The organism is Ensifer adhaerens, assembly GCF_020035535.1.
GTDB lineage: Bacteria > Pseudomonadota > Alphaproteobacteria > Rhizobiales > Rhizobiaceae > Ensifer.
The window spans coordinates 1,009,355-1,034,323 of the sequence record NZ_CP083349.1; the positions used below are offsets into that span (position 1 = coordinate 1,009,355).

24 protein-coding genes and 1 riboswitch are annotated in these 24,969 nt (G+C 61.4%); of the genes, 14 read left to right on the forward strand and 10 right to left on the reverse strand.

What is annotated here, in order from left to right; translation table 11 throughout:
• Positions 1 to 26: 26 nt before the first annotated feature.
• From argC to LAC81_RS04910, 3 genes are all read right to left on the reverse strand, one after another.
• On the reverse strand, positions 27 to 959 hold the full coding sequence (gene argC / locus LAC81_RS04900; protein WP_223726942.1) for an N-acetyl-gamma-glutamyl-phosphate reductase: 933 nt from the start codon (positions 957 to 959) through the stop codon (positions 27 to 29).
• Between the two features lie 150 nt (positions 960 to 1,109).
• Complete coding sequence (speB, locus tag LAC81_RS04905) at positions 1,110 to 2,072, reverse strand: agmatinase (protein ID WP_223726943.1); 963 nt, start codon at positions 2,070 to 2,072, stop codon at positions 1,110 to 1,112.
• 125 nt (positions 2,073 to 2,197) lie between these two features.
• Entirely contained in the window at positions 2,198 to 2,989 is a 792-nt protein-coding gene (locus LAC81_RS04910) for a phenylalanine 4-monooxygenase (protein WP_223726944.1), read from the reverse strand.
• A 112-nt stretch (positions 2,990 to 3,101) separates the two neighbouring features.
• Between LAC81_RS04910 and LAC81_RS04915 the strand changes: the two genes are divergently transcribed.
• A complete protein-coding gene (locus LAC81_RS04915) occupies positions 3,102 to 3,575 on the forward strand; it encodes an Lrp/AsnC family transcriptional regulator (RefSeq protein ID WP_113536925.1) in 474 nt (157 codons plus the stop codon).
• Positions 3,576 to 3,675: 100 nt separating this feature from the next.
• Here the strand turns inward: LAC81_RS04915 and LAC81_RS04920 are convergent, their stop codons facing one another.
• From LAC81_RS04920 to LAC81_RS04935, 4 genes are all read right to left on the reverse strand, one after another.
• Positions 3,676 to 4,011: an antibiotic biosynthesis monooxygenase family protein gene (locus LAC81_RS04920; RefSeq protein ID WP_223726945.1), complete on the reverse strand. Its 336-nt coding sequence runs from the start codon at positions 4,009 to 4,011 to the stop codon at positions 3,676 to 3,678.
• Between the two features lie 103 nt (positions 4,012 to 4,114).
• Entirely contained in the window at positions 4,115 to 4,582 is a 468-nt protein-coding gene (rpsI, locus tag LAC81_RS04925; RefSeq protein ID WP_113536927.1) for a 30S ribosomal protein S9, read from the reverse strand.
• Between the two features lie 2 nt (positions 4,583 to 4,584).
• On the reverse strand, positions 4,585 to 5,049 hold the full coding sequence (gene rplM, locus LAC81_RS04930; RefSeq protein WP_057252379.1) for a 50S ribosomal protein L13: 465 nt from the start codon (positions 5,047 to 5,049) through the stop codon (positions 4,585 to 4,587).
• 224 nt (positions 5,050 to 5,273) lie between these two features.
• Positions 5,274 to 5,705, reverse strand: a complete 432-nt coding sequence (locus tag LAC81_RS04935; RefSeq protein WP_223726946.1) for a PaaI family thioesterase — start codon at positions 5,703 to 5,705, stop codon at positions 5,274 to 5,276.
• Positions 5,706 to 5,871: 166 nt separating this feature from the next.
• On the opposite strand from LAC81_RS04935, the gene LAC81_RS04940 reads away from it, so the two are divergent.
• Positions 5,872 to 6,693 carry an enoyl-CoA hydratase gene (locus LAC81_RS04940; protein ID WP_223726947.1) on the forward strand — a complete coding sequence of 274 codons (822 nt, stop codon included), beginning with the start codon at positions 5,872 to 5,874 and terminating at the stop codon, positions 6,691 to 6,693.
• Between the two features lie 3 nt (positions 6,694 to 6,696).
• Here LAC81_RS04940 and LAC81_RS04945 read toward each other — a convergent pair whose 3' ends face one another.
• The gene (locus LAC81_RS04945; RefSeq protein WP_223726948.1) at positions 6,697 to 7,533 is read right to left on the reverse strand and encodes a DMT family transporter; all 837 of its coding nucleotides are present in this window, start codon (positions 7,531 to 7,533) and stop codon (positions 6,697 to 6,699) included.
• Positions 7,534 to 7,722: 189 nt separating this feature from the next.
• On the opposite strand from LAC81_RS04945, the gene LAC81_RS04950 reads away from it, so the two are divergent.
• The 3 genes from LAC81_RS04950 (at position 7,723) to LAC81_RS04960 (ending at position 10,023) form a co-directional block, all read left to right on the forward strand.
• Positions 7,723 to 8,151 carry a CoA-binding protein gene (locus tag LAC81_RS04950; RefSeq protein ID WP_223726949.1) on the forward strand — a complete coding sequence of 143 codons (429 nt, stop codon included), beginning with the start codon at positions 7,723 to 7,725 and terminating at the stop codon, positions 8,149 to 8,151.
• 204 nt (positions 8,152 to 8,355) lie between these two features.
• Entirely contained in the window at positions 8,356 to 9,639 is a 1,284-nt protein-coding gene (locus LAC81_RS04955) for an O-acetylhomoserine aminocarboxypropyltransferase (RefSeq protein ID WP_223726950.1), read from the forward strand.
• Positions 9,640 to 9,678: 39 nt separating this feature from the next.
• Positions 9,679 to 10,023, forward strand: coding sequence for a cupin domain-containing protein (locus LAC81_RS04960; protein WP_223726951.1), 345 nt, complete (start codon positions 9,679 to 9,681; stop codon positions 10,021 to 10,023).
• Positions 10,024 to 10,062: 39 nt separating this feature from the next.
• Here LAC81_RS04960 and LAC81_RS04965 read toward each other — a convergent pair whose 3' ends face one another.
• Positions 10,063 to 11,301, reverse strand: a complete 1,239-nt coding sequence (locus LAC81_RS04965; protein WP_223726952.1) for a cytochrome P450 — start codon at positions 11,299 to 11,301, stop codon at positions 10,063 to 10,065.
• Positions 11,302 to 11,508: 207 nt separating this feature from the next.
• On the opposite strand from LAC81_RS04965, the gene LAC81_RS04970 reads away from it, so the two are divergent.
• From LAC81_RS04970 to LAC81_RS05010, 9 genes are all read left to right on the forward strand, one after another.
• Positions 11,509 to 12,156 carry a VOC family protein gene (locus LAC81_RS04970; RefSeq protein WP_223726953.1) on the forward strand — a complete coding sequence of 216 codons (648 nt, stop codon included), beginning with the start codon at positions 11,509 to 11,511 and terminating at the stop codon, positions 12,154 to 12,156.
• Between the two features lie 163 nt (positions 12,157 to 12,319).
• Positions 12,320 to 13,177 (forward strand): endonuclease/exonuclease/phosphatase family protein, encoded by an 858-nt coding sequence (locus tag LAC81_RS04975; protein ID WP_223726954.1) that lies wholly within the window; start codon positions 12,320 to 12,322, stop codon positions 13,175 to 13,177.
• An 18-nt stretch (positions 13,178 to 13,195) separates the two neighbouring features.
• Positions 13,196 to 14,755: a phospholipase D family protein gene (locus tag LAC81_RS04980; RefSeq protein WP_223726955.1), complete on the forward strand. Its 1,560-nt coding sequence runs from the start codon at positions 13,196 to 13,198 to the stop codon at positions 14,753 to 14,755.
• 292 nt (positions 14,756 to 15,047) lie between these two features.
• Entirely contained in the window at positions 15,048 to 15,680 is a 633-nt protein-coding gene (locus LAC81_RS04985) for an ATP-dependent Clp protease proteolytic subunit (RefSeq protein WP_113536938.1), read from the forward strand.
• A gap of 282 nt (positions 15,681 to 15,962) precedes the next feature.
• Complete coding sequence (clpX, locus tag LAC81_RS04990; protein WP_077961578.1) at positions 15,963 to 17,240, forward strand: ATP-dependent Clp protease ATP-binding subunit ClpX; 1,278 nt, start codon at positions 15,963 to 15,965, stop codon at positions 17,238 to 17,240.
• 374 nt (positions 17,241 to 17,614) lie between these two features.
• Positions 17,615 to 20,035: an endopeptidase La gene (lon, locus tag LAC81_RS04995; protein WP_223726956.1), complete on the forward strand. Its 2,421-nt coding sequence runs from the start codon at positions 17,615 to 17,617 to the stop codon at positions 20,033 to 20,035.
• A 220-nt stretch (positions 20,036 to 20,255) separates the two neighbouring features.
• The gene (hupB, locus tag LAC81_RS05000) at positions 20,256 to 20,531 is read left to right on the forward strand and encodes a DNA-binding protein HupB (protein ID WP_065777403.1); all 276 of its coding nucleotides are present in this window, start codon (positions 20,256 to 20,258) and stop codon (positions 20,529 to 20,531) included.
• Between the two features lie 124 nt (positions 20,532 to 20,655).
• A riboswitch (FMN riboswitch) is annotated at positions 20,656 to 20,858 on the forward strand.
• Positions 20,859 to 20,937: 79 nt separating this feature from the next.
• Positions 20,938 to 21,852 carry a DMT family transporter gene (locus LAC81_RS05005; RefSeq protein ID WP_419195802.1) on the forward strand — a complete coding sequence of 305 codons (915 nt, stop codon included), beginning with the start codon at positions 20,938 to 20,940 and terminating at the stop codon, positions 21,850 to 21,852.
• A gap of 76 nt (positions 21,853 to 21,928) precedes the next feature.
• On the forward strand, positions 21,929 to 24,136 hold the full coding sequence (locus tag LAC81_RS05010; protein ID WP_223726958.1) for an esterase-like activity of phytase family protein: 2,208 nt from the start codon (positions 21,929 to 21,931) through the stop codon (positions 24,134 to 24,136).
• A 97-nt stretch (positions 24,137 to 24,233) separates the two neighbouring features.
• Here the strand turns inward: LAC81_RS05010 and LAC81_RS05015 are convergent, their stop codons facing one another.
• A complete protein-coding gene (locus LAC81_RS05015; protein WP_113536975.1) occupies positions 24,234 to 24,707 on the reverse strand; it encodes a MarR family winged helix-turn-helix transcriptional regulator in 474 nt (157 codons plus the stop codon).
• Positions 24,708 to 24,969: the final 262 nt, after the last annotated feature.

Below are 24,969 nucleotides of genomic sequence, written 5' to 3' on the forward strand. Positions count from 1 at the left end.
TCTTTTTGTTTTCAGCCGATTGCTGATCAGGCCGACAGCATGAGGTCCATGTTCTGGACGGCCGCGCCCGATGCGCCCTTGCCGAGATTGTCGAGCAGGGCGACAAGGTTCACATGATTACCGCCGCGGCTGCCGAAGACGAAGAGCTTCATCGTGTCCTTGCCGGCAAGCTCGGTCGCGTCGATGCGCGCGAGCTTCTCGCCTTCCTCAAGCGACACGACCTCGACGATCGACTGGCCCGCATAGTGCTCGACCAGCGCCGCATGGATCGTTTCCAGCGTCGCGCCCGCGGCGAGATCTTCGATATAGAGCGGGACCTGGACGATCATGCCCTGCGCGAATTTGCCGACCGACGGGGCGAAGATCGGTGCGCGGTCGAGCAGGCCATGCATCTTCATCTCGGGAACATGCTTGTGTTTGAGCGGCAGGCCGTAGAGGAAGTGCGGCGCGCTGATGTGCTCCGGATTGGCCTCGTCTTCCATCTGCGCGATCATCTGCTTACCGCCGCCGGTATAGCCGGAAACCGCGTTGACCGTGACCGGATAGCCGTCCGGCAGGATGCCGGCCTGGCGCAGCGGCCGGATCACGCCGATCGCGCCGGTCGGATAGCAGCCGGGATTGGCGACGCAACGGGCACTGCGGATCTTCTCCGGCTGCGCCTTGTCCATTTCGGCAAAGCCGTAGGCCCAATCGGGCGCGATGCGGTGCGCGGTCGAGGTGTCGATGATGCGAACCTTGTTGTTGCCGGAAACCATCGAAACCGCCTCGCGCGACGCGTCATCCGGCAGGCACAGGATGGCGATGTCGGCATCGTTCAGCAGATCTTCGCGCATCGCGGCGTTGCGTCGTTCCGCTTCCGGAATGGAAAGCAGTTCGAGATCGCTACGGCCGGCCATGCGCGTGCGGATCTGCAGGCCCGTGGTGCCGTGTTCGCCATCGATGAAGATCTTCGGTTTCATGATTTTCCCGTTCTGCCAGTAGGTTAGAGGTCGTTCCGGAATCACTCTGGCATAGAATTGAATCAATTTCTCAACAGGCCGGCGGGACGCCGCCAGACCCATTGCTTCTATATAAGCAGCAGCACTTCATCGCAACGGCAGCGGCTATCTTCAGCGAAGCGGTGCGCGCTCTGCAAGCTTTTCCGCATGCAGCCCCAGCATGTACATCGCGACCGTCGCGCCGGCGATCGCGGTGACGTCGGCATGGTCATAGGCCGGCGCCACTTCGACGACATCGCTGCCGACGACCGTCAGCGCGCCGAGCTTGCGCAATACCGACAGGATCTTGGCGCTCGATGGGCCGCCGGCGACCGGGGTGCCGGTGCCGGGTGCATAGGCGGGGTCGAGGCAATCGATGTCGAAGGTCAGATACGCCTTGCGCTCGCCGACCTGCCTTATGATCGTCTCGGCGATCTCGGCAGCACCCATCTCTTCGACGTCGTAGCCATAAAGGATGCGAATGCCGCAATCCTCCGGCGCGTGGGTACGGATGCCGATCTGGATCGAAGCGTCGGTATCGATCAGGCCCTCGCGGGCGGCACGACCGACGAAGGAGCCATGGTCGATGCGACCGCGCTCGTCCGGCCAGGTATCCTGGTGGGCGTCGAATTGCACGAGGGCGAGGGGGCCGTGGAGAGCCGCCTGCGCCTTCAGGATCGGATAGGTGACGAAATGGTCGCCGCCGAGCGTCTGCAGATAGGCGCCGCTCCTGATGATCTTGGCCGCCTCGCGCTCGATCGTTACCGGCGTCTTCGAATGATTGCCGTAGTCGAGCAGGCAGTCGCCGTAGTCGATGGTCGCCATCTGCGCGAAGAGATCACGCTCGAACGGGTATTGTGGATCGTTGTCGAAGATCGCCGAGGCGCGACGGACCGCCTGCGGCCCGAAGCGGGCTCCGGGGCGGTTCGAGGTGGCGGCATCGAAAGGAATGCCCCAGACAACGGCATCAACGCCCTTTAATTGCTTCGAATACTTGCGGCGCATGAAGGAGAGAATGCCGGCATGCGTCGGGTCGGATGCCGCCGATGTGAGAGAGCGCGCCGTCAGCGCGTGATCGATTGTCCTGTTGGCCATGTCCCGCCTCTGCTTGCGCGCGGTATGTCGGCGCTGTGGTCGGCCATTCCGCTCTACTTCTCGTGGCGAGACGTTGGACAATCGTTGCCGGCAAGGCAAGGGCCTGCCGGCCGATTCTTCGGCGATTACGATGCCTTGGCCTCGTAGGTCGGGGCGAAGTCGCCAAGCGCTTTCGCTTCAGTGATGCGCGCGGCGATATCCTCTTCGATGATCGTTTCGAGCTGAGCGAAACTGTCGATCACGTAGTAGATCGGCTGCACGATATCGATGCGATAGGGCGTGCGCAGCACGGTCATCAGGTCGAACGGGCGGAACTCGATGCCTGGCGTTTCCATGGCATTCCGTGTCTCGTTCGGCGAAGAAACGATGCCGGCGCCATAGCAGCGGCGGCCCTTCGACGTGTTGATCAGACCGAACTCGACGGTGAACCAGAAGATCCGGAACATGTGCCAGGAATAGCCCTTGCCAAGCGAGACGGCTTTTTCGCCGAAGCGCCGGACGAAATTGGCGTAGCTCTGGTTGGTCAGCAGCGGGCAGTGACCGAAGACTTCGTGGAAGATATCGGGCTCTTCGATGTAATCGATATGCTCGCGGCGGCGAATGAAGGTCGCCAGCGGGAACTTGCCCTGGGACAGAAGCTCGTAGAAGCGGGACGGCGGAATAAGAGCCGGCACGCCTTCGACGCCGAAGCCGGTGGTTTCGGCGAGGCGCCGGTTCACGTCTTTCAACTGCGGCACGTGGTGCGGGCCGAGATCGAGCGTCCTTGCGCCTTCCAGATACTCGTCGCAGGCCTTGTCGGCGAGGAGATTCATCTGCCGCTGATAAAGCTCGCCCCAGATCGCATCTTCTTCCGGAGTGTAGAGATAGGTGCCGTCAGGCTCCGGTAGTTTCGCAGTGTAGGTGCTTTCCTTCGTCATGACGTCTCCTCTTCGTCAAAACAACTCTGTTGTTGCAATTGTATCGCGACTGGAGCGAGTATTTGTTTCACAGTTGCCAGATTGCGGCCCGTTGACGGGAGGAAATTTCGAAATGTCGTCCGATGTGAAGGAAAATTTTCAACCGTTGCGAAAGCTGTTGCGGCTGATTCAGGCCGATAGCGGTCAGTCTCTTTCGGAACTCGCGGAAAAGGCCGGAATGTCGCAGAGCTCGGCCTGGAGGCGGCTGCAGGAACTGGAGACGGACGGCGTCATTCGCAAGCGCGTGGCGCTGCTCGACCCGGCAAAGCTCGATTTGAAACTCTGCATCATCGCCCATGTGACGCTGGAAGATCACCATGACGAGGCGATCGCGGCCTTCTCGGCGCTGGTTCGGGACCGACCGGAGATCATGGAGTGCTACGCGCTCTCTGGCACCTTCGACTACATGCTGAAGATTCGCGCCACCGATGTCGAAAGCTACGATGCCTTCATGACGCGCTATCTGATGCGCAATCCGCACGTGCGCACCGTTGTGTCGAGCTTCGTCCTGCGTGAACTCAAATCGACGACCGAGCTGCCGATCTGAAGCAATTCCAGGAAAAGTGCGAAGCGGTTTTCCGTCCGGGATTGCGTCGTTCAAGACCGACCGGTGAGGTCATCATTCATTGAACGACGAACTGACCGTGTCAGCGCTCGAAGCCGTATTGCCGTTCGATCTTGCCGACGCGCACCTGATAGTCCTCGTACCAGCGCTCGCGGCCGAGCCGCTGGGCGGTCAGATGCCGGACGTCGCTTTTCCACGCCGCGATGCTCTCCTCGTTCGCCCAATAGGAATTGGTGAGGCCGAAGCCGTCGGCGCCGCGAACGCTTTCCAGACCGAGAAAACCGGGCTGCTCGCGCGCAAGCCGCTCCATTTCCTCTCCCATCTTGTCGTAGCCGTGATCGCCGGCCGTGCGGCGCGAGGCGAAGGTGACGATGTAATAGGGCGGCTCTGGGGTCTTGGCGACGGGGGAGCTTGTCATGCGATCCTCGGTGGGGCGACGTTGTTGGACACGGTGCGTCGGATGATAACAAAAAAAGGCGGAGCAAAGCTCCGCCTTTCCAAGTGTCGCAGTTTGGAAGCGATTAACGCTTCGAGAACTGGAACGAACGACGTGCCTTCGCACGGCCGTACTTCTTGCGTTCGACCACGCGGCTGTCGCGGGTGAGGAAGCCACCGCGCTTCAGAACCGAGCGCAGGCCCGGTTCGAAGTAGGTGAGTGCCTTGGAGATGCCGTGACGAACGGCACCGGCCTGGCCGGAGAGACCGCCGCCAGCAACGGTCGCGTCGATGTCGAACTGGCCATCACGGGCAGCAGCGACGATCGGCTGCTGCAGGATCATCTGCAGAACCGGACGGGCGAAGTAAGCCGAGTAGGGCTTGCCGTTGATGGTGATCTTGCCGGTGCCCGGCTTGACCCATACGCGGGCGACAGCGTCCTTACGCTTGCCGGTCGCGTAGGAGCGACCCTGGGCGTCGACCTTCTTGACGTGAACCGGAGCAGCCGGTTCCGCGGTCGTGGCGATGTCCTTGAGAGCGGAAAGGTCAGCCATTATCAGGCGCTCCTTGTGTTCTTGCTGTTCAGCTTGGCGACGTCGAGGACGGCCGGCTGCTGTGCTTCATGCGGGTGGTTGGCGCCTGCGTATACGCGCAGGTTCTTCATCTGGCGACGGCCGAGCGGACCGCGCGGAACCATGCGCTCGACGGCCTTCTCGATGACGCGCTCCGGGAAGCGGCCTTCGATGATCTGGCGAGCGGTGCGCTCCTTGATGCCGCCGGGGTAGCCGGTGTGCCAGTAGTACTTCTTGTCGGTGTACTTCTTGCCCGTCAGAACTGCCTTCTCGGCGTTGATGACGATGACGTTGTCGCCGTCGTCAACATGCGGGGTGAAGGTAGCTTTGTGCTTGCCGCGCAGGCGGTTTGCGATGAGGGAAGCGAGGCGACCAACAACGAGGCCTTCGGCGTCGATGATGATCCACTTCTTCTCCACCTCTGCAGGCTTCTGAACGAAGGTTGCCATATCAAAACTCTTTCTTTGGACCCGAGCGGCGAACCGCTGGGCGTTTCTTGTTGCTTGGTTTTGCCCGGTTTCCCGGACAAAAGAGAAAGCGGCCCGTAAGGACCGCGATCTGCGGCAGCTTATACGCAAGAGCGAAACAAGCGTCAAGAACGTGAAATCTGCACGATGGAAATAAAGGTAAGTAAAAACAATATGTTACTTGTATGGTATTTTGTTACCACAAATTATCGCGGCGGAATCGAATAGGTCGCCGTGGCATGCGCGACCAGATCGTCGCCGCCCACCTTGACGATCGATGCGTCGAGAACGGCAAGCCGCTTGCCGAGTTTCAGGATGCGGCAGGTGCATTCCAGAGGTTCCGGCTCGGGCTTGCGCAGGAAGTTGATGTTGAGATTGGTGGTGACGGCAAGCGCAACCGGCCCGATATGGGCGATCAGCGCGATATAGGCGGAAACGTCGGCAAGCGCGAAGAGGGTAGGGCCGGAGACGGTTCCGCCCGGCCGGATGTGCCGTTCGTTCGGATCGAGCCGCATGGTGGCAAAGCCGGGGCCGACCGCCGTGACGTGAAAGACCTTGCCATCGGTGTGGACCTGCGGAAAATCCGTGTCGAGAAATCGGTTGAGGTCGTCGACGGTCATGATCGGCTCGGTGGTCATCCATTCTATCCTTCAATATTGCCGCCGCCACCTGAGACCGACCCGCGGCGGGACGCAAGGCGGAAAAAGGTCTTAGATACATGCGCCGACCGGTTCTCCGGTCACCTTGCACCGCAGGCGCGTCCGGCGTACCACCAAGCCCGAGTTCAAGTTTCAGGAGAAGAAGATGGCCGAAGTCGTATCGTTCAAGAAAGAAGAGCCGAATGGCCTGCTGCTCAGCGAACGCTCCGGGCCGGTGCTGCGGTTGACGCTCAACAACTCGCCGGCCAACGTGCTGTCGATCGCCATGATGGAGGCGCTGCACGCTGAGTTCGATGCGGTCGCCACTTCCAATGACATCAGGGTCGTCGTGCTCGCCGCCACGGGCAAGCTGTTTTCTGCCGGTCACGATCTGAAAGAAATGACTGCGCACCGCGAAGACGACGACCGCGGCAGGGCCTTCTTCGAACGGACGATCCGCCCGTGCGCCGATCTCATGCTGAAAATCACACGGCTGCCGCAGGCCGTCATCGCCGAGATCGATGGCTTGGCAACGGCAGCCGGCTGCCAACTCGTCGCAAGCTGTGACCTCGCGATCTGCACCGACAGTTCCACCTTCTGCACGCCCGGCGTCAATATCGGTCTCTTCTGCTCGACGCCGATGGTCGCGCTCACGCGTGCGGCACACCGCAAGCAGGCGATGGAGATGCTGTTGACCGGCGAGACCATCGACGCTTCGACGGCCAAGGATTTCGGTCTCGTCAACCGCATCGTGCCGCAGCAGTATCTGCGCCAGGTCGTCGACAAATACGCCGCCGTGATCGCTTCGAAGTCGCCGCAGGCGCTGAAGATCGGCAAGGAGGCCTTCTATCGCCAGGCGGAGATGGACCTGCCTGAGGCTTACGACTACGCCGTCGGCGTGATGGTCGAGAACATGCTGGCGCGTGATGCCGAAGACGGCATCGGCGCTTTCCTCGGCAAGCGCATGCCGGAGTGGAAGGAGGACTGAGACTCATGCGAGCTTCAGAAGCAGGGCGCCAAGCGCAATGACGCAGGCAGCGGCGATGCGCCAGACGCTGACCGGCTCCTTGAGAAACACCACCGAGATCACGACGGCAAAGAGGATCGAGGTCTCGCGGAGCGCGGCGACGGTCGCGACCGGCGCCTTGGTCATGGCCCACAGGGCAAGTCCATAGGCGCCGATCGAGCCGGCGCCGCCGATGAGGCCCCGCCACCAGTTCTTGTAGACATGGCGGGCAACGGGCTTGATGCCGCGCCGGGCAAAGGCCCAGGTGAAAAGCAGCACCGGTGGCAGCAGCGCCATCCATAATGTGTAGGAAATCGCATTGCCAGAGATGCGCGCGCCGATGCCGTCGACATAGGTGTAGCTGGCGATGACGCAGGCATTGAGAAGGGCGAGCACGATCGCGTGTCTGCCGCCTTTTCTGGACTCGAAGGCGAGCGTGAGCACGCCGACCGAGATCGTCAGAATGCCGAGCATCGTGCCGAACGCAAGCTCCTCACCGATCAGCGCGCCACTAGTGGCAGCCACGATCAAGGGCGCGGTCCCGCGCATCAGCGGATAGACAAGGCCGATATCGCCGGCGCGATAGGAGGCGGCGACAAGCTGGAAATAGGCGAACTGGAACAGTGCGGAAACCAGGATGTAAGGCCAGGCTTCCGGTTTGGGCAGGGGCAGCAAGGGCAGGAACGGGATTGCGACGACGGCTGCCCCGAGTGCGATCATCGCTGCATCGAGCGATTTTTCCGAACCTGCCTTGACCAGGGCATTCCAGGTCGCGTGCAACAACGCCCCGAACAGGACGAGCGCAATGACTTCAACGGGCAAGATCGGACCTCGGAAAACGATGTGGCAGGCTTTGTGAAGCTTGTCGCGCCGCTTGGCCGCAAAATCAATCGGAAAGTCTCACGCTGGCCGCTGTCTTCGGCTTGACGCGTGGTCGCGGACCGCACAGTTGACTCGCTGCACCTCGGCATCATTATACAATCGTTTAAATGGAATGGACCCGAAGCCTTAATGAACCACGACGCCTATCCGGACTATTATCTCGCTGACATCCTGCGCGAGACCAAGACGATCGCCCTCGTCGGCGCCTCACCGAATGCCGAGCGGCCGAGCCACAGGGTCATGGCGTTCCTGTTGCGCAAGGGCTATCGGGTGATCCCCATCAACCCCGGCCACGTCGGCAAGACCATCCAGGGCCAGACGGTGTTCGGCAGGCTCGCCGACGTCAAGGAGCCGATCGACATGGTGGATGTCTTCCGCGCCGCCGATGCGCTTCCGGCACTCGTCGACGAGATCCTGGCACTGGACGCACTGCCCAAGGCAATCTGGGGGCAGCTTTCCGTGCGGCACGACGGTGCAGCGGCGAAGGCGGAGGCCGCCGGGATCAAGGTCGTCATGGACCGCTGTCCGGCAATCGAGTATCCGCGCCTGATCGGCTGACATCTCTTCCACAAGTACCGCCTGCAGCCACGCAACCGTCAGTTTCGTAAAATCCTCTTTGACCGCGTGCGGTGGCTCTGGAATAGTGCCGCGGCTTCCGCGCTGAACCGCGGAGGTTCGCTCGCGGATAACGCGCAGATTCAAGATGATAGAGCGTTCTTGACCTGCCAGCAGGCGGTCGGGCTCTGATCATGGGAGGGGTGAATGACGAAAGACAATCCTGGTTTCAACACGCTCGCAATTCATGCGGGGGCGCAGCCCGACCCGACCACGGGCGCACGGGCGACGCCGATCTACCAGACGACGAGCTTCGTCTTCAACGACACCGACCATGCCGCAGCCCTTTTCGGCCTCCAGCAGTTCGGCAACATCTATACCCGCATCATGAACCCGACGCAGGCGGTTCTCGAGGAACGCATCGCCGCGCTCGAAGGCGGCACCGCGGCGCTCGCCGTTGCCTCAGGTCACGCTGCCCAGTTGCTCGTCTTCCACACGATCATGAGCCCGGGCGACAATTTCGTCGCCGCCAACCGGCTCTATGGCGGCTCGGTCAACCAGTTCGGCCACGCCTTCAAGTCCTTTGACTGGCAGGTTCGCTGGGCCGATCCGAGCGATCCGGCCTCCTTCGAGGCGAAGATCGATCGGCGCACCAAGGCGATCTTTATCGAGAGCCTCGCCAATCCCGGCGGCACCTTCGTCGATATCGCGGCGATCGCCGAGGTCGCCCGCAAGCACGAGCTGCCGCTGATCGTCGACAACACCATGGCGACGCCATACCTGCTGCGGCCGCTTGAGCATGGCGCCGACATCGTCGTGCACTCACTGACCAAGTTCATCGGCGGCCACGGCAACTCCATGGGCGGCGTCATCGTCGATGGCGGCACCTTCGACTGGTCGAAGTCCGGCAAGTATCCGATGCTGTCCGAACCGCGTCCGGAGTATGCCGGCGTCGTGCTGCATCAGACCTTTGGCAACATCGCCTTCGCCATCGCCGCGCGCGTCCTCGGCCTGCGCGACTTCGGTCCGGCGATCTCGCCCTTCAACGCCTTCATGCTGGTGACTGGTTCCGAGACCCTGCCGCTGCGTATGCAGCGCCATTGCGACAACGCACTCGCGGTCGCCAAGTGGCTGAAGACGCACGACAAGATTTCGTGGGTGAACTATGCCGGGCTGGAGGACGACCCCAACCACGCACTGCAGCAGCGCTATTCGCCGAAGGGTGCCGGTGCCGTGTTCACCTTCGGCCTCAAGGGTGGCTACGAGGCCGGTAAGCGCTTCGTCGAAGGGCTGGAAATGTTCTCGCATCTCGCCAACATTGGCGACACCCGCTCGCTCGTCATTCATCCGGCCTCGACGACCCATCGCCAGCTGACACCCGAGCAGCAGGTGGCAGCCGGTGCCGGTCCTGACGTCGTGCGCCTCTCGGTCGGCATCGAGGACGTCTCCGACATCATCGCGGATCTCGAGCAGTCGCTGGCAAAGCTCTGATACAGGAAGGGAGGTAGCGCCTCCCGTAAAGGTGCCAAGATGACGAATATGCAGAAGTTCGATCTGTCTTCCGTCGAGGCGGAAACCGGTACGCCGGCAGCCGAGCGGCTGATTTCCGGGGCACCGCAGTTCCGGACCTGGAACCTGGAGGAGGCCGATGGCGGCCTCTATGCCGGGGTCTGGGAATCAACGCCCGGAAAATGGCGGATCGTCTACGAGGAGTGGGAATACTTCCACATCATCTCCGGTTATTCGATCGTCACGCAGGATGGTGGCGAGGCGGCGCATCTTCGTGCCGGCGACAGCATGATCCTGCGCCCCGGCTTCGAAGGCACGTGGGAGGTGGTGGAGACAACCCGCAAGGATTACGTCATCCGCCTCTAAGCATCCAGGCACCGGCGGCCGGACGGCCTCCGGTGCGGCTCACCAGACGAGGTCGAGGCGCTCCAGACCGTGAAAATGGAAGGCGTCCTTCACCTCGGGCTCGTTCTTCAGCCGCATATTCGGCAGCCGCCGAAACAGGATTGGCAGCGAGAGATTGAGCTCCAGCCGGGCGAGGGGCGCCCCGATGCAGAAATGTAAACCCGCCCCGAAGGAGACATTTACGCCTTCGTCGCGCGTCGGCCGGAATGCATTCGGGTCCGTGAATTTTTTCGGGTCCACGTTTGCAGCCCCGAGCAGCAGCCCGATCTTGTCCCCTTTTCGCAGCGAGATGCCATCATCGAGTACGAGGTCCGACAGGGCATAACGCTGGAAAATGTGCAGAGGTGCTGCAAAGCGCAGACACTCCTCGATCGTTAGCGCCGTTGCCGCTTGCGTCTCAAACAAATCCTCGGCGGAAAGTCCCGATTGCAGAATGGTCCTGACGGCATTGCCGATCTGATGCACGGTCGCTTCGTGGCCGGCATTAAGGAGGAGGGCGGTGGTCGAGACCAGTTCCGCATCCGACAACCGCTCGCCATCCTTTTCCGAGGTGATCATGTGCGTCAGCAGGTCGTCGGCGGGGTTGCGGCGTTTCTCTGCGATGATCTTTCGGAGATAATCGGCAAAGTCGGCAGAAGCCTGATTGGCGTCGAGTTCGGTTTCGTAGCTCGGGTTGAAGACATACATTTTGACCATGCGGTGCGACCAGTCGAGAAGGTCGGGCGCCGCGTCGACGGGAATGCCGAGCATGCGGGCGATGATCGTCACGGGAAGCGCTTCTGCAAAGGTCTTCAGCAATTCGACCTGACCATCGCTTGCAAAGCCATCGATCAAGGCATGCGACAGCCGCTCGATATCCGGTCTCAACTGCTCGATCTGCCGCGAGACGAAGGCCCGGTTGACGAGCGTGCGCAGCCGCGTGTGTGCTGGCGGCTCTAGTTCCAAAAGCGAATGCTCCTCAAGGGCGTCGAATTCCTTGAGATGTGGCTTCGGTGCCGGGAGGCCCACTTCTTCGCGCGTCGCCACATGCAGGATCTGCCGGCCGAAACGTCGGTCGCGGAGCAGTGCGTTCACTTGGTCATAACCTGCGAAATACCATTGCTGCCGCTCTTCCCAGAAGAAGGCCGGGCATTGCGCGTGGATCTCGGCATAGGCGGCGCGGGGCTCACGGTAGAAGGCGGGATCGCGCGCGTCGATGGAAACGCGCCTTTGGGCGCCGTCAATGGTAATGGCAAGCATGCAACGGGCTCTTCCCAGGTTTGGATCGATGCCTATTTCTACGGGAACCGGCGTTCGGCCGGCAAGTGCTGATATCCCTCCGCTCACACCGGGACGGCGTTGACAGTGCCGGCGATGGCGGTCAATCTCGTGGCGCTGCGTAGGGCGCATCGGCAAGTGGCTGAAAGGGCAACGCCCGCCTACGGAAGACACACCGTAGTTGCGCCCATGCCAAACCTTGAAAACCTGAAGAAGCAGGCGAAGCAGTATCTCAAATGGCATCGCGAACGGTACCATCCGGTCGCGGCCGAGATCAGGGCTGCGTTGCCGCGTTACCGTGGACTTGATGACGACGCAATTCTCAAGTCGGAGTTCAAGCTCGCCGACGCGCAGGAACTGATTGCGCGCCAATCGGGATTCGACAGTTGGCAGGCGCTCAAATCAGGAGCCCTGACAGTGACCACACACTCAATCCCCGCCACGTCGCAGCCGGTGCTGCAATCGATCGCTGCACAACTGTTTGTCGCCGATATCAAGGCCTCATGCGCCTTCTACACGGAGAAGCTCGGCTTTTCCGTCGATTTCGTCTACGGCAAGCCGCCCTTCTATGGGCAGGTCGTTCGAGACAATGCCAGGCTCGCTCTGCGGCTTGTCTGCGAACCGGTTTTCGTCGGCGACATTCGCGAGCGGGAAGACCTGCTATCGGCTGCCATCACGCTCGAAACCGCCAATGACATCAAGCAATTGTTCCTGGCCTATCAGGCAGCTGGCGTGCGTTTTCATCAATCTTTGCGGACGGAACCCTGGGGCGCACGCACCTTCATCGTGCTCGATCCGGACCGAAATCTGATCCTGTTTGCAGGGCCGGCCGACTGAGTGAGATTGCCGACAATGGACGCCGGCGCTGCTCCTGCAGGGCCGGCGTCCAGCCGTTCGACGCGGCAACGCAGTTGCGAAACAACTTCCGCCCCCTGACCCTTTTTCAGTGGCGCCCGGTGACCTATTTGCGCAATGATGCGGGCAGCAGGCAGGGAGCGGCATGGCAAAAAACCAGTCCAGTCTATCGGCGGGGATCGTCGCAGCGATCCGCAAGCGGCGCCCCACGGTCGTTCATCGCGAAGCTGCGGTGAGCCGCGGGGATATCGTCATCGCCTCCTACAACATCCACAAATGTGTCGGTACCGATGGCCGCTTCGATCCTGGGCGGACCGCCAACGTGATCGGCGAACTGGGTGCCGATATCGTTGCGCTTCAGGAAGCGGACCAGCGGTTCGGTGAGCGCGCCGGTCTTCTCGATCTCGAACACATTCGGCGCGAGGCCCATCTCGTCTCGGTGCCGATCTCCGGTTTTTCCGCCAAGGGGCATGGCTGGCACGGCAATGTACTGTTGCTGCGCGAGGGTGCCGTCTCCGATGTCCGTCAACTGAAGCTTCCGGGCGTCGAGCCGCGTGGCGCGCTCGTCGTCGATCTCGACCTGAAGGTTGGACCCTTGCGCATCATCGCTGCCCATCTGGGGCTTCTCAGGCATTCCCGCGCCCAGCAGGCCGAGGCGATCCTCGAGGCGGCAGCCGACGCGAACGGGCGGCCGACCTTGTTGATCGGCGATCTCAACGAATGGCGCATGGGCCGGCGGTCGTCGCTGTCGTTTCTGAGTCCGGTTTTCGATCCTTCGCATGCGACGGTCGCGAGCTTTCCGTCGCGCTTTCCGCTGCTGCCGCTCGATCGCGTGCTTGGCAACCCGCACAGTCTGGTGACCTCGGTCGCCGTGCATGATTCACCGCTTGCGCGGATCGCCTCGGACCATCTGCCGGTCAAGGCGTCGATCGCCCTGAAGACCGCCCAGCAGGACAATCGAGATGACAAGCGCGTCGAAGCCGGTCGCGCGGGGCAGGTCTGACGGCGGGGCGAGCTTTCGATGTTGTCCTCCGTTCTGATCACCGTCGCCGCCATCGTCGGTATCGTCGTTGCGGCCATCCTCTATATCTACGGCCGGTTCGGCCGGCGCCCGCATGGCCCACCGTCAACGGCGCTTCCCGTGGCTGAGGCGGGTACGGACCTCGACCGGCACATCACGCCGCTTCTTGCCGCGCATTTGGGCGCAAATGGCGTGGCGCTTGTCTCGGACAACATCGAGGCCCTGGTCGTGCGTGCGCATGCGGCCCGGCGCGCCGGCCGCAGCCTCGATCTGCAGTACTATTATTGGAAGGGCGATCTGACCGGTCTTCTGCTGGCCCGCGAGATTCTGGCGGCGGCCGACAGAGGCGTGCGTGTCCGCTTGTTGCTCGATGACATCAACGCCGGCATTCACGATCGCATGTGCATTGCGCTCGACGCCCACCCCAATATCGACGTGCGGCTGTTCAACCCGAGCCGGGCGCGCACCGACCGCTTTCGCCGCGGCTTCGAAATGGCGATCCGCGCCTTCAGCGCCACCCGCCGCATGCACAACAAGCTGTGGGTGGCCGATGGCCGCGTCGCGATTGCCGGTGGACGCAACATCGGTGACGCCTACTTCGATGCCGCCGAACTCTCCAACTTCCGCGACCTCGATGTCTGGATGGTAGGGCCGGTGCTGGAACAGGCATCCGCGATGTTCGACCGCTATTGGAACAGTGCCTCAGTCCTCCCGATTGCGGCGCTGCGCACACCCCGCAAGCAATATTTGCCGGCACTCCGCGAGGCCGTCGACGGGCTTGCCCGGACGCCGGCGGGCCGGTTCTATCTAGAGCGTATCGATGGGGCGGTTCAGCAAGCCGACATCTACCACGGCAGGCGGCAGCTTCACTGGAGTTCGGAAATCCGCCTGGCATCCGACCCTCCGGAAAAGGCATTGATGCAGCGGCGCCAGAACTGGTTGCTGCGCGAACTCTTCCCGTTGATCGAGGCGGCGGTGAGGGATCTCAGGATCATTTCGCCCTATTTTATCCCCGGCGTCGCCGGCACCAGGGAGCTTGTCTCCATTGCCGCGCGAGGCGCACGGGTGTCGGTGCTGACCAACTCCCTTGCCGCGACCGATGTCGCGGCCGTTCACGGTGGCTACATCAAGTATCGCCGCAAGCTCGTGCGCGCCGGCGTGGAGCTCTTCGAGCTGAAGGAGCAGGGGGACGTTGCCGAGGGACACCGCATGTCGCTGTTTGGTGCCCGCAATGCTAGCCTGCACAGCAAGGCCTTCGTCGTCGATGGTCGTCATGGTTTCGTCGGCTCCATGAACTTCGACCCGCGGTCCGCGTCGCTCAACACGGAAATGGGCGTCGTGTTCGCGGACGCTGCACTCGCCGGCGAACTCGCCGGCATGTTCGAGGAGGAGACCTCGCCCTCGATCAGCTACCGGCTGGGCATGGACGGTTCACGGCTTGTCTGGCGTGATCGCGCGGAAGGCTCCGAGCGGCTGCTGCGGCGCGAACCGGATGCCAGCCTTGCCAGGCGCATGATTGCCAACCTGATCCGTATTCTGCCGATTGAGTCCCAGCTCTAGGAAGGCGGCGGTGCCGGCACAGGATTTGCCGTTCGTTTACCGACGTCGTCGAACCCTGTGTGAAATGCTTGGTCGCGGCGGCATGCGCTGCGCATATCGGCGAAAAAAGGCGCTATTGACAACCATGTGTGGAGGAGCGCCGAACTTCGCAGTAATGCGGGGCTTCGATTAAGGTTATCGAAGCTTCGCGACTTGAAGTGAAGGGTGTTGACACTCTATGTAGGGACAGAAGGCAAATCCCGTGATTCCCGGTTCGCAAAGGTTTTGCGAGCCCGATTGATGAAGGTTCGATATGAGAAATCCCGTTGATACCGCCCTGGCACTGGTGCCGATGGTTGTTGAACAGACCAACCGCGGTGAACGTTCCTACGATATCTTTTCGCGCCTTCTGAAGGAGCGCATCATCTTCGTAACCGGCCCGGTCGAAGATCAGATGGCGACGCTCGTTTGCGCTCAGCTGCTTTTCCTCGAGGCGGAAAACCCGAAGAAGGAAATCGCGCTCTATATCAATTCTCCGGGCGGTGTCGTTACGTCCGGCATGGCGATCTACGACACGATGCAGTTCATCAAGCCTGCGGTCTCGACACTCTGCGTCGGCCAGGCAGCCTCGATGGGCTCGCTGCTCCTGGCGGCCGGTCACAAGGATATGCGCTTTGCCACGCCGAATGCGCGCGTCATGGTTCACCAGCCCTCGGGCGGTTTCCAGGGCCAGGCCTCCGATATCGAGCGCCACGCCCGCGACATTCTCAAGATGAAGCGTCGCCTCAACGAGGTCTACGTCAAGCATTGCGGTCGCACCTACGAGGAAGTCGAGCAGACACTCGATCGCGACCATTTCATGAGCGCGGATGAGGCTCTGGAGTGGGGAATCGTCGACAAGGTGCTGACCTCGCGCGAAGAGATCGAAGGCGCGGAGCAGGCCTGATAACGCGCTTTTGTGTCGCGATAGATGTAATTGTGACACAATTGTAATGGCTCAAGGGCTTTATCGTCAGGGTAAAGCCGTTAATATGGACCGTTAATGCTATGTTGGATTCTGAGGGCATAGTGTTCGGATGAGTTGGGAGAGTCGTTGCAGCCGCATCGGGCATGTCGCCCTGGTGCGGTAAGTACTCCCGGAAGCCCTGCGTGAGGATAGGCTACAGGGCGAATTGAGTGGTCCGCGATGCTTCTCTTGAGGTGTCCGGCGTGCTGGAAGGAAGTGGAAATGAGCAAGGTCAGCGGAAGCAACGGCGGTGACTCGAAGAATACGCTTTATTGTTCGTTCTGCGGCAAAAGCCAGCACGAAGTCCGTAAGCTGATTGCCGGACCGACCGTCTTCATCTGCGATGAATGCGTCGAACTGTGCATGGACATCATTCGCGAAGAGAACAAGACCTCGATGGTCAAGTCCCGCGATGGCGTTCCGACCCCTCAGGAAATCATCAAGGTCCTCGACGAATACGTCATCGGTCAGCAGCAGGCCAAGCGCATCCTCTCGGTGGCCGTGCACAACCATTACAAGCGCCTGGCGCATGCGGCCAAGGGCAGCGACGTCGAGTTGGCGAAGTCCAACATCATGCTCGTCGGCCCGACGGGCTGCGGCAAGACCTATCTCGCCCAGACGCTCGCCCGCATCATCGACGTGCCGTTCACGATGGCTGACGCCACGACGCTGACTGAAGCCGGTTATGTCGGTGAGGATGTCGAGAACATCATCCTGAAGCTGCTGCAGGCCGCCGACTACAACGTCGAGCGCGCACAGCGCGGTATCGTCTACATCGACGAAGTCGACAAGATTTCGCGCAAGTCGGACAACCCGTCGATAACCCGCGACGTCTCGGGCGAGGGCGTGCAGCAGGCACTGCTGAAGATCATGGAAGGCACGGTCGCATCTGTGCCGCCACAGGGTGGCCGCAAGCATCCGCAGCAGGAATTCCTGCAGGTCGACACCACCAATATCCTCTTCATTTGCGGTGGCGCCTTCGCCGGCCTCGACAAGATCATCTCTGCCCGCGGCGAGAAGACTTCGATCGGTTTCGGCGCCACGGTTCGCGCGCCGGAAGACCGTCGCGTTGGCGAAGTGCTGCGTGAATTGGAGCCGGAAGATCTGGTCAAGTTCGGCCTGATCCCGGAATTCATCGGCCGTCTGCCGGTCCTTGCGACGCTGGAAGACCTCGACGAGGACGCGCTGATCCAGATCCTCTCGGAGCCGAAGAACGCGCTCGTCAAGCAGTACCAGCGCCTGTTCGAGATGGAAGACGTGGAGCTTACCTTCCACGAGGACGCACTGCGCGAGATCGCCCGCCGGGCAATCGTGCGCAAGACCGGTGCTCGCGGTCTCCGTTCGATCATGGAAAAGATCCTGCTCGACACCATGTTCGAGCTGCCGACGCTCGAAGGCGTGCGCGAAGTGGTCATCTCCGACGAGGTGGTCAAGGGCGCGGCGCGGCCGCTCTACATCTACTCCGAGCGGTCGGACGAAAAGACCAACGTTTCGGCCTGATAACGCCGAAATATCGTTTGAGAAGCCCGCCTTGTGCGGGCTTTTTCATGTTCGCGCACTTAGCTGTTGAGACAAAGCCGCCGCAGCGCAGATTTCACAATTCGATTGTTGCTAAAGTGTCTCAAACAACGCAATGATGTGACGATTCAATGAAGGACCTTTGTCGTTGCGCGTCCTTGAGCCTCGTTCTCCGTCGCAAGGCCCGCAACAGAAATGATGCGTAGTCAGAAGGACCCGGCCACGGTTGGTGGGTGTCGCGTCCAGCCTTGAAATGGACGCGGTGGCACTCCACTTTCATGTGGAAAATATGACAACCGGGAGTGCCTGCGGGGCTCCCGGGAACGGGCCCGAAATCGGGACGGAAAGGAAATGACATGACGAACAAAACGTCACCGGCGACTGAAAGCGCGACCTACCCGGTCCTGCCGCTCCGCGACATCGTAGTCTTCCCGCACATGATCGTGCCGCTCTTCGTCGGCCGTGAAAAGTCGATCCGTGCGCTTGAGGAAGTCATGGGCACCGACAAGCAGATCATGCTTGCCACCCAGATCAATGCCACCGACGACGATCCGGAACCCTCTGCGATCTATGAAGTCGGCACCGTCGCCAATGTCCTGCAATTGCTGAAACTGCCCGACGGCACCGTCAAGGTGCTGGTGGAAGGCCGTGCGCGCGCCAAGATCGACGGCTACACGCCGCGCGAGGAATTCTACGAGGCTTCGGCGCATACGCTGAGCGAGCCGGAAGAAGATCCGGTCGAGATCGAGGCGCTTAGCCGCTCGGTCGTCTCCGAGTTCGAAAGCTACGTAAAGCTCAACAAGAAGATTTCTCCCGAGGTCGTCGGCGTCGCCAGCCAGATCGAAGACTATTCGAAGCTCGCCGATACGGTCGCTTCGCACCTGTCGATCAAGATCGTCGAAAAGCAGGAAATGCTGGAGACCACCAGCGTGAAGATGCGTCTGGAAAAGGCGCTCGGCTTCATGGAAGGTGAGATTTCCGTCCTGCAGGTCGAAAAGCGCATCCGCTCGCGCGTCAAGCGCCAGATGGAGAAGACCCAGCGCGAGTACTACCTCAACGAACAGATGAAGGCGATCCAGAAGGAACTCGGCGACGGTGAAGATGGCCGCGACGAGATGGCCGAGATCGAGGAGCGCATCGCCAAGACGAAGCTTTCCAAGGAAGCGCGCGAAAAGGCTGACGCGGAGCTGAAGAAGCTGCGCCAGATGAGCCCGATGTCCGCGGAAGCCACCGTGGTTCGCAACTACCTCGATTGGCTGCTCGGGCTGCCCTGGGGCAAGAAGTCGAAGATCAAGACTGACCTCAACCATGCCGAGGAAGTGCTCAACGTCGATCACTTTGGTCTCGACAAGGTCAAGGAGCGGATCGTCGAGTATCTTGCTGTGCAGGCGCGTTCGACCAAGATCAAGGGCCCGATCCTGTGCCTCGTCGGCCCTCCGGGCGTCGGCAAGACCTCACTCGCCAAGTCGATCGCCAAGGCGACCGGCCGCGAATATGTGCGCATGGCGCTCGGCGGCGTTCGTGACGAAGCCGAAATCCGTGGCCACCGCCGCACCTATATCGGCTCCATGCCGGGCAAGGTCGTTCAGTCGATGAAGAAGGCGAAGCGGTCCAACCCGCTGTTCCTGCTCGACGAAATCGACAAGATGGGCCAGGACTTCCGCGGCGATCCGTCGTCGGCGCTGCTCGAGGTGCTGGATCCGGAACAGAACTCGACCTTCATGGACCACTACCTGGAAGTCGAATACGACCTGTCCAACGTGATGTTCATCACCACCGCCAACACGCTGAATATTCCGGCGCCGTTGATGGACCGCATGGAAGTGATCCGCATCGCCGGCTACACTGAAGAGGAAAAGCTGGAAATCGCCAAGCGGCACCTGCTGCCGAAGGCGATCCGCGACCACGCGCTGCAGCCGAAGGAGTTCTCGGTCACCGACGGTGCGCTGATGGCGGTCATCCAGACCTACACCCGCGAAGCCGGTGTGCGTAACTTCGAACGCGAGCTGATGAAGCTCGCCCGCAAGGCCGTGACCGAGATCATCAAGGGCAAGGCCAAGAAGGTCGAAGTGACCGCGGACAACATCAACGACTATCTGGGCGTTCCGCGCTTCCGCCACGGCGAAGCCGAACGTGACGATCAGATCGGTGTTGTCACCGGTCTCGCATGGACCGAGGTCGGCGGCGAGCTGCTGACGATCGAAGGCGTCATGATGCCCGGAAAGGGTCGCATGACCGTCACCGGTAACCTGCGCGACGTGATGAAGGAATCGATTTCCGCGGCGGCCTCCTATGTCCGTTCGCGCGCAATCGACTTTGGCATCGAACCGCCGCTGTTCGACAAGCGTGACATCCACGTGCACGTACCGGAAGGCGCGACGCCGAAGGATGGTCCGTCGGCCGGTGTCGCCATGGCAACCACGATCGTGTCGATCATGACCGGCATCCCGATCTCCAAGGATGTCGCGATGACCGGCGAGATCACGCTGCGCGGCCGCGTACTGCCGATCGGTGGCCTCAAGGAGAAGCTCCTGGCGGCTCTCCGGGGTGGCATCAAGAAGGTGCTCATCCCTGAGGAGAACGCCAAGGATCTCGCCGAGATCCCGGACAACGTGAAGAACGCGCTCGAAATCATCCCGGTTTCGCGGATGGGCGAAGTGCTTGAACACGCTCTGGTGCGCATGCCGGAACCGATCGAATGGGACCCGGCAAACGAGCCGGCAACCGTCGCAGCGGTTGATTCGCAGGACGAAGCGGGCTCTTCGATCGCCCACTAAAAAGTGCCAGTGAATGGGCGCAGCGACCTCACGCGGCGCCCATTTTGCAGAAAAATTGGGAAGACCGGCCTCTGGCCGGTCTTTTTTGTTGTAAAAGCACGCTGCAAGCCTTGCATTCCAAGGGATTAGGCGCAATTGGGAAAGGCAAGACGCGGGCGATGCGCAAGCCGCCGCGGCTTAAAACACAGTTGTTTCGAACCAATCTGAAAGGGGTGGAAACATGAACAAAAATGAGCTCGTGTCTGCCGTTGCTGAGAAGGCCGGACTTTCCAAGACCGACGCATCTTCTGCAGTTGATGCAGTTTTCGAGACCATCCAGGGCGAGCTGAAGAACGGCGGCGACATTCGCCTGGTCGGCTTCGGCAACTTCTCGGTTTCGCGCCGCGAAGCCTCGAAGGGCCGCAACCCGTCCACGGGTGCGGAAGTTGACATTCCGGCTCGTAACGTGCCGAAGTTCACGGCCGGCAAGGGCCTGAAGGACGCCGTCAACGGCTGATCAGATTTGCTTGGCGGCCGGACACGAGGCCGGCAGTCCAGGTATTCGAGGGTTCGGCGAAAGCCGGACCCTTTCGCATTTCGGGGGCGGCCCTTGCGGCCTCCCGCCATTTGCTCTACGGCTTGCCCATTCTCAGGGCGGGGTGAAAATCCCCACCGGCGGTAAGGGCTCCACAGCGCCGCGCATCCTTCAAGATGCGCAAAGGTCGCTGTCGCACGTGGTGTGGCTCAAGCCCGCGAGCGCCTTTCCCCTGCAACGGGGAAGGGGTCAGCAGATCCGGTGCAATTCCGGAGCCGACGGTCATAGTCCGGATGAAAGAGAATGATCGTCGGCACGAAGGGCAGAGGTTGCCCGGCGTCGTGCCGTGCGCTCATGCGTCCTGATTTGTGTTTGTCCAGTGTTCAGGATGCATGACATGAATCAGACTTCCCTCGGTTTCTCCTCCTCGCGCGCCATGGCCGGAGCCGGCTTCATGGTGCTGGCCGGTATTGCCTTCGCCGGCCTCAATGTCGTCACCCAATGGCTGACGATGAAGCTCGGCTTCCCCGCTGCCGCCACCGCCTTCTGGCAATATGCCTTCGCCTTCCTCTTTTCTTTGCCGTTCCTACGCCGCGTCGGGCTTTCGGCGATGCGCACCGATTACCCCTGGCGTCACGTGGTGCGTGTGGCGCTTGCCGCCTTCGGCGTCGGAGCCTGGGTCTCCGGCCTTGCCCATGTGCCGATCTGGCAAGCGATTGCTCTGGTCATGACCTCGCCCTTCTTCATCATCCTCGGCGCCCGCCTGTTCCTCGGCGAACGGGTCGGGCCGGCGCGCTGGACCGCAACGGCGGTCGGTTTTGCCGGCGCGATGATCATTCTCCAGCCCTGGTCGGACAGCTTCACCTGGGCAGCACTTCTGCCGATCCTCTCCGCGCTGCTCTGGGGCGCCTCGTCGCTCATCACCAAGAACTTGACAGGCAGCGAGCGTCCCGAAACCATCACCATCTGGCTGCTTGTCCTTCTGACCCCGATCAATGGCGTCATTGCACTCACCGCCGGTTTTGCGGTGCCGGATGGCGCGGCGCTCGGCCTTCTCCTGCTGGCCGGGGTCATGACCGTTTTCGCGCAGTACTTGCTGACGCTTGCCTATACGGTTGCCGACGCTGCCTATGTGCAGCCCTTCGATGATTTGAAGCTGCCGCTCAATGTCTTCGCCGGCTGGCTGGTCTTTGGTTATGCGCCGACGGGCTATCTCTGGATCGGCGCGATCCTGATCCTCGGCGCGTCGCTGTTCATCATGCGCAACGAGATTCGGCGCGAGCGGGAGACCGTGGCCGCCTGAATGGTGCAAAACCGTTCGGCTGTCATTCGGCTGTCATCCCCATCGCGCAGAAACCCCATGTTTTTCAGAAGTGTCCATGGGGGATTTCATGACCATTAGATCGCGCGTAACGGCGCTTGCCGCCGTCCTCCTCGCTTCCGCGGCTTTTCCCGCGGCGGCCGAGCCCGTCTTCAACCGCATTGCGTCCTTTGCTGTCGCAGACAATCTTCCGGAAGGTGACGCGCGCAAGGCGCCGACGTCCGCCGAGATCATCACCGCCAGCGAAGACGGAAATACGCTGATCTACTCCGACAGCCCGGGCAAGCGCGTCGGCCTGATCGACATCACCGATGCCAACGCACCGAAGGCCGCCGGTACGATTTCTTTCGACGGTGAGCCGACCTCCGTTACCGTTGCCGGCGGTAAGGCGCTCGTTGCGGTCAACACGCGCGAAAGCTTCGTCAAGCCTTCCGGTCTCCTGGCTATCGTCGACCTGGCATCGAAGAAGGTGGAGAGCACCTGTGATCTCGGTGGTCAGCCGGATTCGGTCGCTGTCAACAAGGACCGCACGCTTGCGGCCGTCGCCATCGAAAACGAGCGCGACGAGGAACTGAACGACGGCAAGATCCCGCAGATGCCGGCCGGCGACCTGGTGATCCTGTCGCTGAAGGACGGTGTGGCCGATTGCGGCTCGCTGAAGCGCGTGACGCTGACCGGTCTTGCCGAAATCGCCGGCGAGGATCCGGAGCCGGAATTCGTCTCCTTCAACAGCAAGGACGAGATTGCGCTCACGCTGCAGGAAAACAACCATATCATCATCATCGACGGCAAGACCGCGACGGTGAAGACGCATTTCTCCGCCGGTACGGTCGACCTCAAGAACATCGACACCAAGCGCAACGGTGCGATCGCCTTCAAGGACGAGCAGCCGGGCCGCAAGCGCGAGCCTGACGCCGTGAAGTGGCTTGACGACAACCGGATCGTCATTGCCAACGAAGGCGACTACGAAGGCGGTTCGCGCGGCTTCACTATCTTCGATACGACTGGCAAGGTCCTCTACGAATCGGGCGCCAGCTTCGAGCACGCCGTCGCCGCGATCGGTCACTACCCGGAAAAGCGCTCGTCGGCCAAGGGTGTCGAACCCGAGGGGCTGGAAGCAGCGAAGTTCGGCGACGACAACCTGTTCTTCCTGCTCGCCGAACGCGCTTCGGTCGTCGGCGTTTACAAGGACACCGGTGCGGAGCCTGAGCTGCTGCAGCTCCTGCCATCAGGCATCTCGCCGGAGGGCGCCGTCGCGATCCCGTCGCGCAACCTGCTTGCGACCGCCAACGAACTCGATCTCGTCGAGGACGGCGGCGCGCGTTCGCACGTCATGATCTACGAGCGCGGTGAAGGCGAGGCTGCCTATCCGCAGATCCGCTCCGCCGAGAAGGACGGCCTGCCGATCGGCTTCGGCGCACTTTCCGGTCTGGCTGCCGTTGCAGACAAGCCGGGCTTCCTGCGCGCCGTCAACGATTCGGTCTACTCGTCGCAGCCGACGATCTTCACGATCGACGCCACGCAGAAGCCGGCGCTGATCACCGAAGCGCTCGCCATTACCCGTGATGGTGCGCCAGCGCAGAAGCTCGACATCGAAGGCATTGCCAATGACGGGGAAGGGGGCTTCTGGCTCGCATCCGAAGGCAACTCCGACAAGCTCTACAGCCACGCGATCTTCCACGTGAACAAGAAGGGCGAGATCAAGAAGGAAATCGCCCTGCCTGAGGCCCTGCGTGCCGGCGAAACTCGCTTCGGCTTCGAAGGCATCACGGTTGTTGGCGAAGGCGACGACCAGACGCTATGGATGGCCGTGCAGCGCGAATGGAAGGACGACGAGAAGGGCTTCGTCAAACTCGTTTCCTATAATCCGAAGAGCGAAGAATGGGGCGCAGTGCGCTACCCGCTGGAAAAGGCCGGCGAAGGCTGGGTTGGCCTGTCGGAAATTTCCGTCCATGGCGACTACGTCTACATCATCGAGCGCGACAACCTGATCGGCCAGGCCGCCAAGCTCAAGAAGATCTACCGCGTCGCGCTGACGGAACTGAAGCCGGCGGCACTCGGTGGCGATCTGCCCGTCGTCAAGAAGGAAGAGGTTCGTGACCTCATTCCGGAACTGAAGGCACTCAACGGCTATGTCGTCGACAAGGTCGAAGGCTTCACCGTCGATGCCGCCGGCAACGGCTACGTCGTCACCGACAACGACGGTGTCGACGATTCCTCCGGCGAGACCCTGTTCTTCTCCATTGGCGCCATCAACGCGATGTAAGCGTTATCGCCCGGAGAAAAACGGAAGAGGCCGGGACATGATGTCCCGGCCTCTTTCTATTTTTCGGCATTGTGCGATCCGGTGGAAGGAGCCGCTATTAGCGGGCGACGGCGACCTGCGCCGCTTCCTCTTCGTCCTTGCGCTTGCGGATATCGTCCGTCTTGTCGACCAGCTTGCCGACAATGTCGTAGAGCGCGTCGAGTTCTTCGTCGTCGAGCGCCGAGAAGATCTCTTCGAGCAACTGCTTGCGCGGATGCTCGGCGGCTTCGAGCACGATGCGGCCCGTTTCGGTAATCGAGACGATCTTGGCGCGCCGGTCTTCGGGGTCGGGCTTGCGCATGACCAGGCGGTCACGTTCCAGGCCATCGATGGCCTCGGTGACCGTACGCGGCGCGAAATTCAGCGCACAGGCGATATCGGTCGAGCGGCAGGGGCCGAGCTTGCTGAGAAAGAAGAGGAATTTGCTGCGTGCCAGCGACACGCCTTCTTCGGTCATCGATTCGTTCACCAGCCGGTGAACCCGGTGGTAAAGCTCGAACAGTCTATCTGAAACTTCGAATGTCTTCTTCATGATCGTCGTTGAAATTTCATGAGGTGCCATGTGAAATGGCAGTAACATTAGTGATAGTTATAATTGCCGCATTTGTCGACACAAACCTCCCGCGTTTCACGGTAAGTACCTTGCCGACAAAGAAACGGCCGCCGTTGCCGGCGGCCGTTTGACTTGCAAGTCGCAAGAATTTCGCGTTTAGAGCGGTCCTGCTTCGACGCGGAGACTTGAGCGTCGAACGAGAATTCCGCGGGGACGGCTCGCAACGCGCGCGAGCCGCGCC

Bases quoted from the DNA above. Each gene is read 5' to 3' on its own strand.
- argC (WP_223726942.1), bottom strand. From the start codon at position 959: ATGAAACCGAAGATCTTCATCGATGGCGAACACGGCACCACGGGCCTG.
- speB (WP_223726943.1), bottom strand. From the start codon at position 2,072: ATGGCCAACAGGACAATCGATCACGCGCTGACGGCGCGCTCTCTCACA.
- LAC81_RS04910 (WP_223726944.1), bottom strand. From the start codon at position 2,989: ATGACGAAGGAAAGCACCTACACTGCGAAACTACCGGAGCCTGACGGC.
- LAC81_RS04915 (WP_113536925.1), top strand. From the start codon at position 3,102: ATGTCGTCCGATGTGAAGGAAAATTTTCAACCGTTGCGAAAGCTGTTG.
- LAC81_RS04920 (WP_223726945.1), bottom strand. From the start codon at position 4,011: ATGACAAGCTCCCCCGTCGCCAAGACCCCAGAGCCGCCCTATTACATC.
- rpsI (WP_113536927.1), bottom strand. From the start codon at position 4,582: ATGGCTGACCTTTCCGCTCTCAAGGACATCGCCACGACCGCGGAACCG.
- rplM (WP_057252379.1), bottom strand. From the start codon at position 5,049: ATGGCAACCTTCGTTCAGAAGCCTGCAGAGGTGGAGAAGAAGTGGATC.
- LAC81_RS04935 (WP_223726946.1), bottom strand. From the start codon at position 5,705: ATGACCACCGAGCCGATCATGACCGTCGACGACCTCAACCGATTTCTC.
- LAC81_RS04940 (WP_223726947.1), top strand. From the start codon at position 5,872: ATGGCCGAAGTCGTATCGTTCAAGAAAGAAGAGCCGAATGGCCTGCTG.
- LAC81_RS04950 (WP_223726949.1), top strand. From the start codon at position 7,723: ATGAACCACGACGCCTATCCGGACTATTATCTCGCTGACATCCTGCGC.
- LAC81_RS04955 (WP_223726950.1), top strand. From the start codon at position 8,356: ATGACGAAAGACAATCCTGGTTTCAACACGCTCGCAATTCATGCGGGG.
- LAC81_RS04960 (WP_223726951.1), top strand. From the start codon at position 9,679: ATGACGAATATGCAGAAGTTCGATCTGTCTTCCGTCGAGGCGGAAACC.
- LAC81_RS04965 (WP_223726952.1), bottom strand. From the start codon at position 11,301: ATGCTTGCCATTACCATTGACGGCGCCCAAAGGCGCGTTTCCATCGAC.
- LAC81_RS04970 (WP_223726953.1), top strand. From the start codon at position 11,509: ATGCCAAACCTTGAAAACCTGAAGAAGCAGGCGAAGCAGTATCTCAAA.
- LAC81_RS04975 (WP_223726954.1), top strand. From the start codon at position 12,320: ATGGCAAAAAACCAGTCCAGTCTATCGGCGGGGATCGTCGCAGCGATC.
- LAC81_RS04980 (WP_223726955.1), top strand. From the start codon at position 13,196: ATGTTGTCCTCCGTTCTGATCACCGTCGCCGCCATCGTCGGTATCGTC.
- LAC81_RS04985 (WP_113536938.1), top strand. From the start codon at position 15,048: ATGAGAAATCCCGTTGATACCGCCCTGGCACTGGTGCCGATGGTTGTT.
- clpX (WP_077961578.1), top strand. From the start codon at position 15,963: ATGAGCAAGGTCAGCGGAAGCAACGGCGGTGACTCGAAGAATACGCTT.
- lon (WP_223726956.1), top strand. From the start codon at position 17,615: ATGACGAACAAAACGTCACCGGCGACTGAAAGCGCGACCTACCCGGTC.
- hupB (WP_065777403.1), top strand. From the start codon at position 20,256: ATGAACAAAAATGAGCTCGTGTCTGCCGTTGCTGAGAAGGCCGGACTT.
- LAC81_RS05005 (WP_419195802.1), top strand. From the start codon at position 20,938: ATGCATGACATGAATCAGACTTCCCTCGGTTTCTCCTCCTCGCGCGCC.
- LAC81_RS05010 (WP_223726958.1), top strand. From the start codon at position 21,929: ATGGGGGATTTCATGACCATTAGATCGCGCGTAACGGCGCTTGCCGCC.
- LAC81_RS05015 (WP_113536975.1), bottom strand. From the start codon at position 24,707: ATGAAGAAGACATTCGAAGTTTCAGATAGACTGTTCGAGCTTTACCAC.